The sequence below is a fragment of the Streptomyces sp. NPDC126510 genome, from assembly GCF_040302345.1.
Taxonomy (GTDB): Bacteria; Actinomycetota; Actinomycetes; order Streptomycetales; family Streptomycetaceae; genus Streptomyces.
In genome coordinates, this window is record NZ_JBEORR010000001.1 from 411,417 (window position 1) to 428,883 (window position 17,467).

At 73.1% G+C, this 17,467-nt stretch carries 18 protein-coding genes; 2 read left to right on the forward strand and 16 right to left on the reverse strand.

Going from position 1 to position 17,467, the window contains the following annotated elements:
• The first annotated feature begins 138 nt into the window (after positions 1-138).
• Positions 139-369: a hypothetical protein gene (locus ABTX60_RS01610; protein ID WP_352095064.1), complete on the forward strand. Its 231-nt coding sequence runs from the start codon at positions 139-141 to the stop codon at positions 367-369.
• 252 nt (positions 370-621) lie between these two features.
• A complete protein-coding gene (locus ABTX60_RS01615; RefSeq protein ID WP_167526520.1) occupies positions 622-777 on the forward strand; it encodes a hypothetical protein in 156 nt (51 codons plus the stop codon).
• 57 nt (positions 778-834) lie between these two features.
• On the opposite strand, the gene ABTX60_RS01620 is transcribed toward ABTX60_RS01615, so the two are convergent.
• The 16 genes from ABTX60_RS01620 to ABTX60_RS01695 all read right to left on the reverse strand — a co-directional run bounded on the left by ABTX60_RS01620 (position 835) and on the right by ABTX60_RS01695 (position 17,207).
• Positions 835-1,170, reverse strand: a complete 336-nt coding sequence (locus ABTX60_RS01620) for a DUF3140 domain-containing protein (protein ID WP_352095065.1) — start codon at positions 1,168-1,170, stop codon at positions 835-837.
• A gap of 6 nt (positions 1,171-1,176) precedes the next feature.
• Positions 1,177-1,407: a hypervirulence associated TUDOR domain-containing protein gene (locus tag ABTX60_RS01625; RefSeq protein WP_352095066.1), complete on the reverse strand. Its 231-nt coding sequence runs from the start codon at positions 1,405-1,407 to the stop codon at positions 1,177-1,179.
• Positions 1,408-1,462: 55 nt separating this feature from the next.
• On the reverse strand, positions 1,463-2,584 hold the full coding sequence (locus ABTX60_RS01630; RefSeq protein WP_352095067.1) for an acyltransferase family protein: 1,122 nt from the start codon (positions 2,582-2,584) through the stop codon (positions 1,463-1,465).
• A gap of 141 nt (positions 2,585-2,725) precedes the next feature.
• A complete protein-coding gene (locus ABTX60_RS01635; RefSeq protein ID WP_352095136.1) occupies positions 2,726-4,261 on the reverse strand; it encodes an ABC transporter ATP-binding protein in 1,536 nt (511 codons plus the stop codon).
• A 17-nt stretch (positions 4,262-4,278) separates the two neighbouring features.
• Entirely contained in the window at positions 4,279-5,115 is an 837-nt protein-coding gene (locus ABTX60_RS01640) for an ABC transporter permease (RefSeq protein ID WP_502992258.1), read from the reverse strand.
• A gap of 32 nt (positions 5,116-5,147) precedes the next feature.
• Positions 5,148-6,107: an ABC transporter permease gene (locus ABTX60_RS01645; protein WP_352095069.1), complete on the reverse strand. Its 960-nt coding sequence runs from the start codon at positions 6,105-6,107 to the stop codon at positions 5,148-5,150.
• Positions 6,104-7,669: an ABC transporter substrate-binding protein gene (locus ABTX60_RS01650; RefSeq protein ID WP_352095070.1), complete on the reverse strand. Its 1,566-nt coding sequence runs from the start codon at positions 7,667-7,669 to the stop codon at positions 6,104-6,106. Before ABTX60_RS01650 ends, ABTX60_RS01645 begins: the two co-directional genes overlap by 4 nt.
• A 15-nt stretch (positions 7,670-7,684) precedes the next feature.
• A complete protein-coding gene (locus ABTX60_RS01655) occupies positions 7,685-8,473 on the reverse strand; it encodes a class I SAM-dependent methyltransferase (protein WP_352095071.1) in 789 nt (262 codons plus the stop codon).
• Complete coding sequence (locus ABTX60_RS01660) at positions 8,470-9,702, reverse strand: MFS transporter (protein WP_352095072.1); 1,233 nt, start codon at positions 9,700-9,702, stop codon at positions 8,470-8,472. Before ABTX60_RS01660 ends, ABTX60_RS01655 begins: the two co-directional genes overlap by 4 nt.
• A complete protein-coding gene (locus ABTX60_RS01665) occupies positions 9,686-10,738 on the reverse strand; it encodes a mandelate racemase/muconate lactonizing enzyme family protein (protein WP_352095073.1) in 1,053 nt (350 codons plus the stop codon). The genes ABTX60_RS01660 and ABTX60_RS01665 overlap by 17 nt, the downstream gene beginning before the upstream one ends.
• Positions 10,735-11,823 carry a PLP-dependent cysteine synthase family protein gene (locus tag ABTX60_RS01670; RefSeq protein ID WP_352095074.1) on the reverse strand — a complete coding sequence of 363 codons (1,089 nt, stop codon included), beginning with the start codon at positions 11,821-11,823 and terminating at the stop codon, positions 10,735-10,737. The genes ABTX60_RS01665 and ABTX60_RS01670 overlap by 4 nt, the downstream gene beginning before the upstream one ends.
• Positions 11,820-12,662 (reverse strand): Rossmann-like domain-containing protein, encoded by an 843-nt coding sequence (locus ABTX60_RS01675; protein ID WP_352095075.1) that lies wholly within the window; start codon positions 12,660-12,662, stop codon positions 11,820-11,822. The genes ABTX60_RS01670 and ABTX60_RS01675 overlap by 4 nt, the downstream gene beginning before the upstream one ends.
• Positions 12,659-13,915 (reverse strand): ATP-grasp domain-containing protein, encoded by a 1,257-nt coding sequence (locus ABTX60_RS01680; RefSeq protein WP_352095076.1) that lies wholly within the window; start codon positions 13,913-13,915, stop codon positions 12,659-12,661. Before ABTX60_RS01680 ends, ABTX60_RS01675 begins: the two co-directional genes overlap by 4 nt.
• Positions 13,916-14,174: 259 nt before the next feature.
• Entirely contained in the window at positions 14,175-15,236 is a 1,062-nt protein-coding gene (locus ABTX60_RS01685) for a peptidoglycan recognition protein family protein (protein ID WP_352095077.1), read from the reverse strand.
• A gap of 413 nt (positions 15,237-15,649) precedes the next feature.
• Positions 15,650-16,687, reverse strand: coding sequence for a hypothetical protein (locus tag ABTX60_RS01690; protein WP_352095078.1), 1,038 nt, complete (start codon positions 16,685-16,687; stop codon positions 15,650-15,652).
• Positions 16,680-17,207, reverse strand: coding sequence for a hypothetical protein (locus tag ABTX60_RS01695; protein ID WP_352095079.1), 528 nt, complete (start codon positions 17,205-17,207; stop codon positions 16,680-16,682). The genes ABTX60_RS01690 and ABTX60_RS01695 overlap by 8 nt, the downstream gene beginning before the upstream one ends.
• Between the last annotated feature and the right edge of the window lie 260 nt (positions 17,208-17,467).

Genomic DNA, 17,467 nt, shown 5'->3' on the forward strand with positions numbered 1-17,467 from the left:
CGGTTGGATCTCCGCTCCGGGGAGTGCTTTGATCCTGCGCACGGCGGGAGCGGCCGGGGCGGAATCCCGGTCTCCGGATTCCGCGAGCACCCGTGCTCACCGCCACTGCGAGACATTCACGCGAAGGGAAACACCCCCATGAACCTCACCTCTCGGGTCGACACCGCCGAGCTCACCGACGCCGACCTGGACGCCGTCGCCGGCGGCAACGCGGGCGGCGTCGATGTCTCCGCGGGCCTCGTGGGCGGCCTCTCCGCCGGCCTGGTCGGCCCCCTGGCCGGCGAGGCCTGCGCCGCCGTGCAGGCAGCCGTCTCGCCGCAGGGTGCGGCCGCGGGCGCCAACGCGGGCATCCACACGACGTCGCTCTGACGCCATCCGCGCGAAGGGCCCCGGGAAGCGATTCCCGGGGCCCTTTCGCATGGGCACCACACGCGGCACACGGCGGTCCACCGCCGCGCGACGAAGCAGAGCAGCAAACGTGAGGAATTTGCGAAGCACGTGACGGAAATCTGGACACCCCGGGGGTGAGTAACACGGTGGGACGGCGTGACGCAGACTTACTCGGACCCCCTCAGATCCCGTCTGCAAAGCGATAGGAACAGCGCTGTGAAACCTGACTCGATGTCGACCGGAGAACTGCCGATCTACGAGAGCCTCATACGCGAACGCGGTGACGTCGTGGAAGAGGCCCGTGTGGTCGCCGAAGAGACCCAGCACCAGATGAGCCAGGCGCTGAACGGGGTCGCGGTGGCCCCGCAGGAGACCGGCGCGGCGTGACCCCCCGGGGGCATCGCGCCTCCCGGGGATCCGCGCGGGCGCTCGCCCGCCGGGCCGTCACCCGTCGAGCGGGTCGTGGCCCCAGTTCATCAGCGAGTACCGCCACCGTGAGTCCCGCACGTCCCCGGAGGGCCGCTGGGCCAGGTGACGGCGGACATAGCCGACCACCTTGCGCATGTGCCGGTAGTCGTCGTCCGTGAGGTCGCCCTTCCCGGCCCGCAGGATCGCCACGATCCGACGGCCGGAGGCGTGTCCGGTGGACTCGCCCCCGTCCCGGTGCTGTCCGGCGTTCTGCGAGTCGTCCGACTCCAGCCACTTCTCGAGACCGGCCGGTGTCATGTTCACCAGCTCACGGAAGTCGTTCCAGGTCTCCTCGCGTTCCCCGCCGTCCACGCCGCCTCACTTCTTCTTCTTGAGCGCGGACGGCTTGTGCACCGCGGTCCTGCCGGACTTGTCGCTGCGCACCTCGTACTGCGGGTCGTCCGGCGAGGCGTCGACCGTGCGGCCGGACGCCTCCGTCCGTTCGGTGATCTCCCGCTCCACCTCCCCCTCGGTGCGGTTGCCGTGACTGCTCCAGGTGACCTTGTCGCCCTTCTTCGGTTTCCCGCCCTCGCTGCGGCCCTTAGCCATGCCGGTACTCCCTCGCCGAGACGTGTGATGTCCTTCCAGCGTGCGGGCTGGGCGGTCAGGGCGCAGCTCGGCGGACTCCGGCCCGGCCGGTGGCCGTGTCGCCGAAGGCCCAGGCCATCCGGGGCTCCGTCACACAGCGGAAGACCCGCCGTACGGGCGGTGTGCACAGCGCGGTGACGACCATGGCCGCGACCAGGGTGGCGGCGATCACGCCGACCGGCCCCCGGACCCAGGCCGGCTCGTACCAGGCCCAGTGCTTCGCGGCCTGCGCGACGAAACCGTGCAGCAGGTAGCCGGACAGGGTGCCGGCGCCCAGCACCGTGAACCAGGTCCGCCGCCCGGGCACCCAGGCGAGGAAGCAGCCGACCAGGACGAGGGAGCAGCCGAAGACGGCCAGGGTCATCAGGGGCCCGTACCAGACGGGGACGCCGAGTTCCGGGGCGCTGTCCGCGTGGAAGAACCAGGCGTAGTCCATCCGCGGGGCCGCCCAGTACGCCAGGCCCAGGGCGCAGACGGCCACCGGCACGGCGAGGATCCGCGCCACGCGCCGCCGCACCAGCCGGAAGTGCTCCGGCCGCAGCAGCAGACCGAACACGAAGTACGGCAGGAACTGCAGGGTGCGCTGCAGATCGAGGTCGTGTCCGATGGACGGCGCGGTCGTCGCCGCCATCGCGACGACCAGGGCGAGCGGAAGTGGCCACCGCACCAGCCGCCAGAGCGGTGTGGTCAGCCGCCAGACGAACAGTGCCGCGAGGAACCAGGTGAGGTACAGGGGGTCCAGCAGGCTGACCGGGCGGTCGGGGTCCTGGCTGGACCAGCGGGTGAACAGGGTGTACGCCGTCTCGAACACCACGTACGGGACGACGACGCCGGTGACCAGACGCCTGAGCCGGGCCGGGCTGCCGTCGAAGGTGCGCGAGAAGTAGCCGGAGATGATGATGAACGCCGGCATGTGGAAGGCGTAGACGAGGGTGTAGAGGGCGGTGACGGTCCTGCTGCCCTGGCGCAGGGGCTCCCAGGCGTGTCCCACGGCCACGAGCACGATCGCGAGGTACTTGGCGTTGTCGAAGAACGCGTCCCGCTGCCGGGGCGGGCGGCTCGCGGCGTCCTGCGCTTCCGTGCGCGCACTCGGTGTGGTTTCCGCGCCCGGGCGGACCGCGGTCATCGTGTCACTCACGGGCCCTCCCGAAGCGACTCGAGGCGTGGGCGCCTCTTCCGGCAGGGAGTGGAGGAAGGGAGTGTGCGCAGAACATCGCCCGCAACCTGATCATATGGCCGTGCGTTCGTTCAACTCGTAACGGACATGGCTCGCTTCGGTTCATGCCCGCGTATACGTACCGGGACCGGTGATCGTCTCCCGCAGGGCCGTGGTGAGGGGGTGCCGCGGTGCGGTCAGGACCTGCCGGGCCGGGCCCTGTTCGACGAGTTCACCGGCGTCCAGTACGGCGATGCGGTGGGCCAGGGCCGCCGTGTCCAGGTCGTGGGTGATGAGGACGAGGGCGAGGTCGCCGCGGTCGCGGACCAGGCTGGAGAGCAGGTCGAGGAGGCCGCGGCGGCTCACGGTGTCCAGGCCGGAGGTGATCTCGTCGCACACCAGGACCCGGGGCCGGGCGAGGAGGGCGCGGGCGAGGGCGGCGCGCTGGAGTTCGCCGCCGGAGAGTTCGCCGGGACGGCGGCGGGTGAGCTCCTCCGGGAGGCCGAGGCGGGCGAGGGTGGCGCCGGCCTCGTCCGTGGCCGCCTCCTCGGTGGTGCCGCGCAGCCGGACGGCGGTGCGGGCGACCTGGGCGAGGACGGTCCGGTGCTCGTCGAAGGATGCCAGGACATCCTGGAACACGTACTGCACGGCTGCGAGTTGGTCCCGGCCGCGGCGGCGCAGGCTGCGCGGCAGGGTGGTGCCGTCGAGCAGGATCTCGCCGTGGTGGTCCCGGTGCAGTCCGGCCAGGCAGCGGGCAAGGGTGGTCTTGCCGCTGCCGGAGCGGCCGACGACGGCGAGGCAGGTGCCGGAGTACAGGGCGAGGTGCGGGACGCGCAGGACAGTGGTCGTGCGGTCGTGCACGGCGGTCAGATCCCGTACCTCCAGGACCGGTTGGCCGAGGTCGGCCGGTGCTTCGACTCGCGGTGCCGGGCGCTGTGCCTCCAGCAGCCGCCGGGTCCAGTCGTGCCGGGGGATCTCCCACAGCCGCTTCACGGGCCCCGACTCCACGACCCGGCCGGCGCGCAGGACGAGGACGTCGTCGGCGAGGGCGCGGACGACGTCGAGGTCGTGACTGAGCAGGACGACCGCGATGCCGCGGGCCGCGACCGCCGCCAGCCGGTCGACGACGGCCTTCTTGGTGAGGACGTCCTGCCCGGTGGTGGGTTCGTCGGCGACGATGACCCGGGCGCCGAGGAGGAGAGCCTGGGCGAGGACGACGCGTTGCTGCTGGCCGCCGGAGAGCTGGTGCGGATAGCGCCGCAACAGTCGCTCACCTTCGGGTAGTTGGGCCTCCGACAGGGCTGTCAGGACCAGTCGGCGGGCCGTACCACGGCGTTCACGGCGGGGCAGATGGCGCACCTGCGGTCGGGCGATGTCGTCGAGCAGGGCGCTGACGCGACGGGCCGGGTTGAGCACCGCGGCCGGGTGCTGGGGCACGTAGCCCACCGGGCCGTCTCCCGGCCGGCGCACCTCCCCCGTGACGTGGGCACCGGCCGGGTACTCCCCCAGCAGCGCCCGCCCGATGGTGGTCTTGCCGCTGCCGGAGGCACCGACGAGGGCGGTCACCCGGCCGGGCAGCACCCGCAGGCGCACTCCGTCGACGATCGCGCGGCCGTCGGCCTCCACCCGTAGGTCGCTGATCTCGGCGACGGGTTCCATCGGGTCCGTGGCGTGGTTCACGGCCGCCGTCCCTTCCTTCTCGGGTTCTTCTCCAGGGCGGCGTCGAAGAGCAGGTTGGTGCCCGTCGTCAGGGCCACGATCAGCAGCGCGGGGACGACGACCGCCCAGGGCTGCACGAAGAGCCCGGTGCGGTTGCGGTCGACCATCACCGCCCAGTCGGCGGCGTCCGGGGCGACTCCCACACCGAGGAACGCGGCGGTCGATACCAGGTACAGCACACCCGTCAGCCGGATGCCGGCGTCGGCGGCCAACGTGCGCAGGGCCGAGCGGCCGACGTAGCCGACGGCGACGCGCCACCACGTCTCGCCCTGCATGCGCAGCGCCTCCACCGCGGGCCGGGCGGCGGCCTCGGCCGCGGCGGCGCGGACGATCCGGGCGGCGTCGGGCACGTTCACCAGCGCGACGAGCAGCGCGAGGCCCGTGGCGCCGGGCGAGAACACGGACGCCACCAGCAGGATCAGCAGCAGCGACGGCACGGCGAGCAGCACGTCCAGGGGGCGCATCAGCAAGTCCTCGAGCCGCCGCGCGTGGGTGAGCGCGCCGGCGAGTCCGACCGGCAGCGCGACGAGGTAGGCGAGGGCGGTAGCGGCGAGCGCGGTCAGCACGACCGTGCGGCCGCCGTGCAGCACCTGCCGCCAGACGTCGCGCCCGACGAAGTCGGTTCCGAGCCAGTGGCCGTCGCCGAGGGTGAAGGAGGCGGCGCGGGGGCCTGGCGCACCGGCGAACAGAGGCCCCAGGAGGGCGAGGAGCACCGGGGCGGCGACGATCACGAGGCCGAGGAGGAACCGGCGCGACGCCCTCACGCCACCTCGCCCGCCCGGGGCGTCAGCCATCACGCCGCCACCCCCGCCCGGCGCATCAGCCATCACGCCGCCACCCCCGCCCGGGGCGTCAGCCGGTACGCCACCGCGTCCGCGCCCAGGTTCAGTACGACGGTCAGCACGCCGAACACCACCGCCAGCCCCTGCACCACGGGCACGTCCCGCTCGGCGACGGCGTTGAGGAGGACCGTTCCCAGGCCGGGGATCACGAACAGCGCCTCCACGACGATGACGCCGCACAGCAACCAGTCGACGGTGCGGGCGAGTTGCTGCGCGGCCGGGGCAAGGGCATTGGGCAGCGCGTGGGCGTAGCGGACGCGGGCGCCGGGTACGCCGTAGCGGCGGGCGTGAGCGGCGTAAGGCGAGGCGAGGGCGTCGACCATGCCGGCGCGGACCAGGCGGGACAGGGAGCAGACCGGGCGGGACAGCAGGACCAGCACGGGAAGCACGAGCACGGCGGGATGGCCGAGCAGGTCCGTGCCGAAACCGACCGCTGTCGGCGGCAGCCAGGTCAGTTTCAGCGCGAAGACCGTCACGAGCAGCACTCCGAGCGCGAACTCGGGGACTGCGTACACGGCGAGTGTCGCCGAGCTGATCAGCCGGTCGACGAGCCGCCCCTCGTGGCGGGCGGCGAGCACGCCGAGCCCGAAACCGAGGGGGACGAGCAGGGCGAGGGTGAGGGCGGCCAGCAGCAGGCTCGGGCCGAAACCGTCGGCGATGTACCCGGTGACCGGGCGGCCGGAGGTCAGGGAGGTGCCGAAGTCGCCGTGCAGCAGCCCCGTCGCCCAGTCCGCCAGCCGTTCGTGGGCGGGCCGGTCCAGGTCCATGGCCGCGCGGATCGCGGCGATGCGGGCGGGGTCGGGCTGGTCGCCCGCGAGGGCCACCGCGGCATCGCCCGGCAGCGCCTCGGTGAGCGTGAAGACCAGCAGCACGACGGCCACGGTCTGCACGGCACCGAGCACCAGCCGCCGGGCGACGAAGGAGCGCGGACCGCTCCGCTTCACGCCAGCCACACCTTGTCGAAGCGGGCCCAGTCGAGGGTGTTGGCGGGGGCCTTGTTCTCCACTCCCCTTACCTTGGGTGCCGTTCCGATGATCCAGTCGGCGAAGCCCCAGATCAGGAAGCCGCCCTCGGTGTACAGGCGGCGCTGCATCCGCGTGTAGACAGCGGCCCGTTCCCTCTTGTCCCGGGTGGACTGGGCCTGCTGGTAGAGGGCGTCGAAGTCCTTGTGGTGCCACTTGGTGGCGTTGGTCGTGGAGTCGGTGAGCAGGCGCTGGGAGATGTGGGCCTCGATGGGCATGGCGCCGGAGCGGTAGCAGCACAGGGTGCCGCCGTCGAGGATGTCGCTCCAGTAGGAGTCCTTGCTGCCCATCTTCACGTCGATGGTGACACCGGCCTCGGCGGCCTGGTCGCGGAAGATGCTCGCGGCCTCGGTGAACCCGGCGGCGACGGCCGAGGTGTCCAGGGTGACCTTCAGCTTCTCGGCGCCGGCCTGCTTGAGCAGGGCCCGGGCGCGGCCGAGGTCCCGCTCGCGCTGCGGCAGTGCGGAGGCGTAGTACTCGTAGCCCTTGCCGAACAGGTCGTTGCCGACCTCGCCGGCACCGGACAGGGCGCCGTCGACGAGTTCCTGCCGGTCGGCGATGAGGAAGAAGGCCTCGCGCACCCGCTTGTCGTCGAAGGGCGGCCGGTCGGTCTTCATGCAGAACGCCTGCATGGCGCTGTTGCGCAGCCGCACGATCTCGATCTGTCCCCGGCCCTCGTGGGCACGGGCGGTGGTGGGGTTGAGTTCGTGCGCGTACTCGACCTGTCCCGCGAGGAGGGCGTTGACGCGCGCGGACTCCTCGTTGGCGATGACGAACTCGATCTCGTCGAGGTGCGGGGCGCCGTCCCAGTAGTCCTCGTAGCGGCGGAAGACGGCGGAGCGGCCGGGTGTGAAGGAGACGAACCGGAAGGGGCCGGAGCCGATGGGCTTGTCGTCGAAGCCGGTGGCGTGCTCGGGGACGATGTACGCGCCGAACGCGGCCAAGATGTTGGGGAATTCGGCAGTGGGGCGCTTGAGGACGAACTCGACGGTTTGCTCGTCAGTGGCGCGGCTGGCGTCGAGGTCGATGGGCTCCAGGGACGCCTTGGCGCGGAAGGCCTTGCCGGGGTCGGCGATACGGCGGTAGCTGTACAGGACGTCCTTGGCGGTGACCGGCTTCCCGTCGTGGAAGGTGGCCTGACGCAGCGTCACCTGCCAGCGGCCCAGGCTCTTGTCGGACTCCCACTTCTCGGCGAGGCGAGGGCGGGCGGAGAGGTCGGCGCCGTAGTCGGCGAGCTTGTCGTAGAGGGCCTTGGCGCGGGCGACGTCGGCGAACAGGTTGGCCAGGTGCGGGTCGAGGGTTTCGCTCGCGCCCCCGCCGGCGAAGGCCGCGCGCAGGCGTCCGCCCCGCCCGGGCGGTCCGTCGGCGCCGAGGGCCGCCTTGTCGTCGCCGCCACCGCAGCCGGCGAGGGCGAGGGCGGCGGCGCCGGTGGTGGCGGCGAGGAAGCCGCGGCGGTGCAGGCCGGAAAGGTGTCTGTCGTGCATGACGGATCCTTCGTGTCAGGGGGTGTGCAGCCGCGCGACGAGGTGCAGCCGGTCGCCGTCGGTGGCCGTGCCGGGTGATGTGGCCTCCGGCCAGGGGGGCTCGGTGCGCGGGCCGGGGCCGTCGTGGAGTTCGAGGACCTCGAATCCGTGCGTGGCGAGGAAGTGCCGCAGTTCGTGCGGGAACAGCAGGCGCCAGGCGGAGTGCTGCGTGACGGGCGGGGAGGCGTCGCCGGTGGTCCATACGCGGGTGCGGCGCAGGAGTTGGGCGGCGCGGTCCAGGGTGAGGCTCGTCGTGGACCGGTAGGTGATGCCCTGCCAGGTGAACGCGTCGACGACGGGCCGCTCCAGCACGCCGGTCCGGCCCAGGAAGTACGCGCCGTTGCGCATCTCCGCGACGAGCAGGCCGCCTGGGGCGAGGGCGTGGCGGGAGGAGGCCAGGAAGCCGTCGAGCTGGTCGTTGGTGTGGCAGTACAGCAGGGAGCTGTCCAGGCAGACGACGGCGTCGAACGCCGACCGGCCGAGGTCGAAGCCATGCAGGTCGGCCCGGACGTACCGGGGTCCGGGATGGTGGGCGCGGGCGTGGGCGAGCATCGCGTCGGAGAGGTCGGCGCCGGTGACGGTCCGGCCGGCCCGGTGCAGGCCGGCGGCGTCGCGGCCGGTGCCGCAGCCCATGTCCAGTACGCGCGGCCCGGCGCCGTGGCGGCGCAGGCGGTCCTCCGTCCAGCGGGCGGCCCGTCCTTCGGAGTCGGGGAAGCGGGCCTCGTACAGCGCGGGGCGGTCGGTGAGCAGGTTGCCGCTCGTCATGCCGTGCTCCTCTGCGCGACGGGGGCGGCCTGTGGGGCGCTGCGCCCGGGCAGCGCACCGAGCCGGTGCAGCCAGACCACGCCGAGCGCGGAGACGAGGCCGCAGAGCGCGCAGCACACCCAGGGCAGCCATACGGCGCTCCGCGCTCCGGCGTCCATGGCCCAGCCGACGGCGGCGTTGCCGAGGGCCGCGGCGACGCCGGAGACGACGTAGAAGATCCCGAAGTACGTGCCGGTCAGCTCGGGACGGCCGAAGCCGGGGATCAGCTCCATGACGAACGGCTGGGCGACCATGAGGCCGAGGTAGAGCAGCAGGGCGCCGGCCAGGAGGGGCAGAAGGCCGGGCGTGAAGGCCGGCAGCAGGAAGGACAGCCCCATCACCGCGAGTCCGCCGGAGATCCAACGTGCCCTGCTGCCATGGGACTTGAGCATCCGGGTGATTCTCAGCTGGAGCGCCAGGTTGGCCACGGTACCGACGAGGAAGACGAGGCCGGCCGCCCCGTCCCAGCCGGTGGCCTTCCTCGCCCCGTCCGGCAGCAGCAGATACAGCTGGTTCTCCAGCGTGAACAGGCCGACCACGGCGAACGCGAAGGCCAGGAACGCCCGGTTGCCGAGTACCTCCCGCCAGTCCCCGAGGACGCCGCCCTCACTCGGCTCGGCCTTGCGCACAGGCAGGACGAGGGCCTGGACCACGGTCAGCACCGCGAAGATCACGGCGGCGGTCAGCGCGGACGTACGGAAACCGACGAGGAGCAGCACGCTGCCCAGCAGTGGCCCGACGAGCGCGCCGGACGTGGCGAACACGTTGAACAGCGCGAACGCCTCCGCCCTGCGCTCCCCCGCCTCCTGCGCGAGATACGCCCGCACGGCCGGGTTGAACAGCGCCCCGGCGACGCCGCTGAGCACCGAGGCGGCGAGCAGCACCGCGAGCCCGTCGCCGAGCGCGAACAGCGCGAACCCGAGGGTGCGCAGGGCGCATCCGGCGATGATGACGCCGCGCGCACCCAGCCGGTCGGAGGCGGAGCCGCCGATGATGAACAGGCCCTGCTGGCTGAGGTTGCGCACGCCGAGGACGACGCCGACCACCGCCGCCGACAGGCCGAGGTTCTCGGTGAGGTGGGTGGCGAGGTAGGGGACGAGCAGGTAGAAGCCGGTGTTGACGCCGAACTGGTTGACCAGCAGGAGCCGCACGGCGAGCGGGAAGCGCCGTATCTCATGCCACGTCTTCACGCACCGCCACCTCCTTGACGCCCAGCCCCGGAGAGCCACTCGCCCGTACGACGCCGTCGCCTCCGCCGATCCCGGTCCACGGGTCGTGGGCGAGCAGCAGGTGTCCGTCGAGGTCGGCCCAGTGGGCGCGATCGGCCAGGTGGACGGCGGGAGCCAGGCCGAGCGTGCTGGCGGTGAGGCAGCCCAGCATCATCGCGGTGCCGCTGCCCTCGATCGCCTCGGCGATGCGCAGGGCCTGGTGCACGCCGCCGCACTTGGCGAGTTTGACGTTGACTCCCTGGACGCGTCCGGCGAGGCGGCGGACATCCTCCAGGTCCACGGCGTCCTCGTCGGCGATGACGGGCAGCGGTGCCCGTTCCGCGAGGGCGCCCAGGGCGTCGGGGTCGCCGGGGGCGACGGGCTGCTCGACGGCTTCCACCCCGAGGTCGGCGAAGCGCGGCAGCAGGGCGGCAGCCTGCGCCACGGACCAGGCGCCGTTGGGGTCCAGGAGCAGTCGGGACCGGGGGGCGGCACGGCGGACGGCGCGGACCCGTTCGATGTCGTCCTGAGGGTCGGGGGCGCCCGCTTTGATCTTGACGACCTCGAAGCCGCTCGCGGCCAGACGCCGTGCCTGTGCCGCCGCCCGGGCGGGAGTCGTGATGCCGATGGTGCGGGCGGTGGCCGCGACGGGCGGTGCGGCGGCCCCGAGTTGGCGGTGCACGGGGAGACCCGCGCGCTTGCCGGCCAGGTCGAGCAGTGCCGACTCGACGGCGGCGGTCACGGCGGCCGGCACCTCTCGGCCGGGCCAGTCCCCCGCCCGCAGGGCTTCCAGGGCGCTCTCGGGATCGGCGAAGCGGCCGACGTCCACCGTGGTGAGGAGCCGTACCAGCCGATCGGTGCCGAGTCCGTAGTAGACGCTGGTGACGGCCTCGCCGTGCCCGCACAGTCCGCCGTGCTCGACGGTCAGCCACACGGCGTCGCGTGCGGCCATGACGGAACGGGAGATGCGCAGCGGCTCGGCGAGTTCGAGGCGCACGGTGCGCAGAGTGGACTTCACGGGCGCTCTTTCCGGGGGGCGGGGGCGGCGAGCGGGTCGGTGACCCGGGTGCAGCGGACCCAGCCGACGGCCTCCGCCGCGTACGGGTGCGGGATCTCGACGGGCCGGGTGGCCGCGGTCGACGGGTCGAGTCCGTGGGCGGTGGTGAAGTCGTCGTCGTAGACCGTGCCGAGGTAGCGGTGCGGGCCGTCGGGGAAGACGGTGGCGACGACCGCCCCTGGGTGGACGCGGGCCGCCCAGGCGGCGACCCGCGCCGCGGCTCCGGTGCTCCAGCCGCCACTGACGAAGGCGCCCCGTGCCAGCCGCCGGCAGCTGTCGACGGCCTCGGCCGGGCCGACCCAGTGGACCTCGTCGAAGGCGTCGTAGGCGACGTTGCGCGGGTGGATGCTGCTGCCCAGGCCGCGCATCAGCCGGGGCCGGGCGGGTTGGCCGAAGATGGTGGAGCCGGTGGCGTCGACACCGATGAGCCGCAGGGCGGGCCAGTGCCGGCGCAGCGGGCCGATGACGCCGGCGCTGTGCCCGCCGGTGCCGACGCTGCACACCAGGATGTCGAGGTGGTCCAGCTGCACGGCGAGTTCCGCGGCCAGGGAGGCGTAGCCGGCGGTGTTGTCGGGGTTGTTGTACTGGTCGGGCCAGTAGGCGCCGGGCAGTTCGGCGAGCAGGTCCCGCAGCAGGGCGAGGCGGGCGGCCTGCCAGCCGCCCCGCTCCGCCGGACGGCCGGCGATCTCCAGCCGTACCCCGTGCGAGAGCAGCAACTGCCTCATGGAGGGTTCCAGTTCGCGGTCCCCGACCAGCACGACCGGATGGCCGAGCGCCTGTCCGGCGAAGGCGAGGCCGATGCCCAGCGTGCCGGAGGTCGACTCCACGACCGGTGCGCCGGGGAGCAGTTCGCCGCGGTCGCGGGCGCCCAGCAGCATCGACACGGCGGCCCGGGCCTTCATCCCGCCCACCGCGAGCCCTTCGAGCTTGGCCCAGAATCCGGGGTGCGGGCCCGGCAGGTCGGCGGCGATCCGGGCCAGCGGAGTTCTGCCGACGAGGGACAGCAGTTCTCGGCGGGCGTCGGGCAGGACGGCGGTCGTGGTCATCGCCGGCCTCCCGGACAGGAGCCGTCGTAGCGGTGGAGGACACCGGGGCCGCCGTCCAGCCAGAAGAACGGGTACGGCTCCGCACACACCGCGGTGACGCCCTGCCCGAGGAGGCGGGGCAGCACGGCGCTGCCGGTCTGGGCGAACATCACCAGCTGTTTGCCGTGGGCGAGCGCGTGCCGCCGCAGCGGTTCGAAGGTGTCGTTGCCCAGGGTCATGCCGGAGACGAGCAGGGCGTCACACCGTTCCGCCGCGGCGAGCGCGTCGGTGACGACCGGCTCGCCCCACTCGGTCACGCCGCCCTTGAGGTCGCAGGGGACGTAGCGCAGGCCGCGCGAACGCAGCGCTTCCAGTAGGGAGTTAACCACCCCGACCACCAGGACCGTGGCGCCGGGGGGCAGGTCGAGCAGGTCCGCGACGGCCGTCGCCCGGGCCTGGGACTTCTCCAGCGACGACCCGGTCGGCAGCGCGACCGGCGTGGCCCCGTGCTGCGGGGTGTGCGGCAGGACGTGCATCAGGTAGGCGTCGAGGGCCGCCACCCGCACCGGCGGCAGCGGATGCTCCAGCAGCAGGGCCACGTCCGCGCCCACGCACTCCTCGACGGCGCTGTCCGGCAGCGCCCCTGGCTCGACCGCGCAGGAGCCGACGGCTTCGGCCAGGCGCAGGCTGAGGACCTCGTTGCGGTAGCCGGTGCCGCGCCCGTCGTGCCGGACGGCCTGCCGGGTGGTGAACGCGACGGCGATGCGCAGGGTGCCCGGGTCGGGCCCGAAGGATCCGGTGCGCACCAGGCCCACCAGGTCCTCGTACGTCCGGCAGGCGCCGGTGAGGGCGGTGGTCACCGGATCACCAGCCCTGCCCGCAGCCCGTCCAGCAGGGTCTCGACGCGGGCGCGGGCTCCGGGCCCGTCGGGGTCGCCGGCCATGACGTGCCCCAGGTACTCGTTGTTGCTGCCCGCGGCCCTCACCGCCCGTCCCGGCTCGGCGAGTTGCACCTCCAGCACCCCGGGCAGGTCCTCGATGCCGCTGCCGTCGAGTGCCTCGAGGGTGCCCGACGAGCCCGGTACCAGGAAGCCGATGGCGGCGCTGCGCAGCCCGGTGTCCGTGTGCCGCAGGTCGGGCGCGCGGCCCAGGGCGACGTCCACGAAGGCGGCGGCGAGGTCGATCCCGGTGACGTGCCGGACGAGTTCGGTGATGCGGTTCCCGGCCGGCCGGGGGTTGACCTCGACCACGCGCGGCCCGGCGGAGGTCAGCTTGATCTCCGTGTGCGCCACGACCCCGTCGGTCAGCCCGAGTGCCTTGAGCGCGGCCAGGGCGGTCTGCTCGGCGGCCTCGGTGTCGGCGAGTGGGAGGGCGGCCGGGAACATGTGCCCGGTCTCGATGAAGGCCGGTGCCCCGGCGACGCTCTTGTCGGTCACACCCACCACATGGACCGTGCCGGCGTACGACACCGTCTCGACACTCACCTCGGGCCCGTCCAGCAGCTCCTCGAGCAGCACCACGGCTGTGCGCCGCTGGCCGCGGGCGTTGACGGGGAAGTCGGACAACTCGCGGCAGGCGGCGGCGAGTCCGGTCTCGTCGTCCACCCGGCGCACGTACATGCCCGCGCACAGGTCGACCGGCTTGACGACCAGCGGATAGCCGATGTCGTGTGCGGCGCGGGCGATGTCGGCCCACTCCTCCCGCACGGCGAAGCGCGGTCCGGGCACCCCGGCGTCCTCCAGGACGCGGCGGGTGGCGTCCTTGCGGCAGGCGTCGCCGACCGCCTCGGCCCCCGGGCCGGGCAGGCCGAGCCGCTCGGCGATCCGCGCCACGGCGGGCAGGTAGTAGTCACAGGAGGTGACGACCCCGTCGAAACCGAGCACGTCGTGCAGCCGCTCGGCCTCCGGGAGCAGCGCCTCGATGTCGTTGGTGTCGGCCGTGATGACGTGGCGGGCCCCGAGCAGCGGATGGGCCGTCCCCTCCGGTGCCGAGCGCAGGTAGTGGTGCAGATCGCGGGTGAGGAACGTGAACGCGTGCCCGTTCTCCCGGATCGCCCTCGGCAGCAGCCGGCTCATGGACCCGACCCAGCTCTCGACCACCAACAGATGAGCCACGACTCCCCTTTCTTCACGATGAGTTCGAGGCATGCGGGCAGCCCGGCGAGCCCTTGGAGAGGAGGGCGCAGGGGTACCGACGGAGACGGTACCGATAATCATTTTCATTGTCATCTGATCGGCCGCGGATTTTCTGGAGAACCCGCGGACCCCGCCCCGGCGGCCGCCGCACCCTCGTCTCTCCGCTTCACCGCCTGCCGAACGCGTCGAGGGCGGGGGGCTCGGACAGCCCCCCGCCCTCGACGCGTTGCTCCGGTGCTCAGGTCTCCTTCCACACCAGCACGGTCAGTACGGCGCTCACGACGGTGACGGGTACGGCGCCCTGGTTCAGCAGCCGCACCCGCATGCTCCGGCCCGACGCGACCCGCTTCGCCACGGGCAGGACCACGAAGGTGCCGCCGCCCGTCCCGACGATCTCGTGGATCGGGTGGTCCACGCGCTGCTGGTCGTCCTCGTACTCCGTCATGCGTGCCTGGACGACGGCGCCCGCCGGCAGTCCGTCGATGTGCAGGCTGAGGGTTCCGCTGAAGCGCGCCGGGCCACGGGCGAAGACGCTCCCGCCGGCGGCGTGGTCGCCGGTCTCGTCGGTCCACTCCGCGGTGAACTCGACCGAGTCCCAGGCGCCGGGCGCGAGGTCGTACTGCTCGGCGGCACCGAGGTTGACGTACTGGGGCATGGGGTCCTCTCCTTCCCACCGGCCCGCCGGGAGGGCCAGGGCATCGGCGACGTCACGGCGGAAGCCGGCCATGTCGAATCCGCGCGGGTCGACCTTCCAGTCGCTCCATTCCAGGTGGCCGATGGTGCTCTTGGGGCCCCAGCCGTGCGCGCGGCAGACCGCGGTGGTCGCCTTGACCATCGCGAGGTACTGGGCGGGCGGCCACGGGTCCCTGCCGTCGCCCTTGTTCTCGCACTCCCAGCCGTAGAAGCGGGCGTTGCCGTCGACCGAGCCCGCCGAGCCGTCGTGCTCGTGCGTCGGGGGCGGATACGTGCCGTACGACTCGCCTATGACGGCGTCGAGGACGTCGCCGTCCCCGCCGCCGGCGTGGTTGGCCCGGCCGTTGCCGGTGAGGTGGACGACGCCGTCCTTGGTGATGCACCCGGTGGCGAGCGGGCCGGGCAGGGCACTGTGGCCGTGGAAGATCAGCCCGACGACGTCCGTGCCGGGGACGGTGACGGTGTGATGGATCACCACGCCGTGCACGGGGCCCCAAGGCCCTTTGTGGTTACGGTTGTTGGTGCGCCATCCGGCGACTTCGCGCACGGTGCAGCCCTCGGCTTGCAACGCGGCGACGAGCCGGGCGGCGGTGAGCGGGGTGGCCATGAGTCAGTCCTCCGTTCCGGCGCGTGCGTGCCGGTCTGAAGACGGTCCGATCACATGTGGGGGCGGCCTGATCCAGAAGACGAGCCTGATCTCGGGGCATGCTGACTCTCGCAGCCTGCCTGCTCTCGCAGTGCCGCTGTCAGGCACTCACCATTCTCGCGCCGCTCGACCCGTCGCTCACCCAGCCGTACGCCACGTACCGAAAACGGCGCGATTACGACGTCTCGGAACCGGTGGGAGAGGCGTCGGGCGTCACCACCTCGACCCCAGCCAGTGCGCCCGGCGTGCCGCGACGAGGCCACCTCGGCTGTGCCGGCGCCCGGTCCGGCCGGCCCTCCACGGACGGACCGCGGGCTCGGCCGGCGACCGCGGGCGACCGGATTCCGACCGTCCGCGAGCCGGGACGGGGCCTGTCAGAGCGGGTCCGTGGTGGGTTCGGCGCGATAGGGGTCCAGGGCTGCGGCGCGTTCGTGGTAAGGGATGCGGGAGAGCCGGGAGACCATCGTCCACATGTCGCGTTCCGCGGCGAGGGTCTGCGGGAGGGCGAGGCCGAGCGAGGCCGCGAGGGGTTTGCGGCCGGTGTTGACCAGGGCGCGGACGGCCGCCGCCCACTCGTCGGTGGCGGTGACCGCCGACCGGTACCAGACCGGCACGAGCCCGGTGAGGACGACGAGGGTGCTTGCCAGGGCGAGTCGGTCCGGCCGGCTCCCGGCCGCCAGGGCGAGGGCAGCCGCCAGGGCGACGGCGACGTGGCCGGACAGCAGGGCCACGAAGAAGTCGACGCTGGCGCGCGCGAGTTCGCTCTGGCGGCGGATCTGGTCCGGGACGCAGCCGGTGAGTTCGTTCCACAGCAGCTGGGTGTCGAGGCGGTAGCGGTCCCAGCCGTACTCCTCGAAGCGGCGGATGGCGTTCCCGAGCCGGGTCGGGGCGATCTGGTCGTCGGCGACCGGGAACCGGGCGAACCGCTCGCGCAACAGCCCGCGCTGGACAGCGGTGCGGCGCCGGTCCCGCCGGGCGGCCCGGGCGAGCCGCGGGCCGGCGAGCAGCCCGGCGAGCTGCTGCGCGTCCTCGGGCCGCAGCGGCCCCTGTTCGGCCGCACGGCGTTCCAGACGGAGCACGGTCAGCCGGTCCGCGAGGAACGCCCTGGTCCGGCGGCTGCGGCGGCAGCCCGCTTCGAAGGCCCGGGCCGGCCACAGCAGGTACCCCTCCAGGACCCGGTAGAGCGCGTTCTGGCAGGCGTTGGCGACGAGGCCGAGCAGCAGCGCCCCGGTCAGCAGGGTGAGGCCGGTGCCGGGTCCGCTCGCGCCGCGCAGCCGTTCGAGCGGGCCGAGGCCGCGAAGGCTCGGGGCGACGGTGAGCAGGAAGACGGCCAGGTTCAGCGCGGTGGGCAGGATCCAGCCCACGAGCAGCGTCCAGGCCCCGCCCAACACACCCTTGGCGATGTCACCCATCGGCGGGGTCGGGCCATTCGTCGTCGTCGGAGCCGGTGCTGGGTCCGGGCGGGGTGTGGCCGGCCGGGGTCCCGTAGCCGCCGGGGCGTGCGCGACCGACGGGCCGGGCCCGCCCCTGCGACTCCTCGGCGGGGCGCGGCGTGCGCAGGCGGTCCTCCACCCGGTCCAGGGACAGGGCGAGAGCGGCGCCCGAGGCCAGGACCGACCGGACCGGCTCTGCTGCCGCGAGACGGTCCCGGAGCCGGGCGACGAGGCCGAATGTGACGCGACCGGTCCGGGAGATCTCGTCCACGGCCGCGTCGCACTGGTCTCTCAACGCGGTGATCTCGTCCGACTCCCGCAGACGTGCGAGGTCGGACAGCACCTCTGTGAGCGCGGCGAGGAGCGCGCCGGCGTCCTCGTCCGTGGGCGGAGCGTGCATCGGGCCCGGCCACGCGCCGCCACCGATCGCGAAGTGCGCGGCCGGTTCACTGGTGTGGCCCGCGGACGTGCTCTCCGGCCGCTCCCCCTCTGCTGCCATCAACTCTCCTCGGATCGCTGCCTCGTTCGGCCGGTCCGGTGATCCAACCGCATTCCGAGAGGGCGGGGCAATGCGGGGGCTGCGCGGAGAGGCGTCCGTGGGCGCGAGGGGTCGTGCTCTCCCCCGTGCTCGGTCAGGGAACGCACCATTCGCGAAGAGCCAGAATCGCGGGAGGGAAAGCGCATGGAATCGACCGACGGAAACGACGGAACGAGGGAAGTGAAGGGAGAGGAGCGCGTCCGATTCCGGGGCACCGGAGT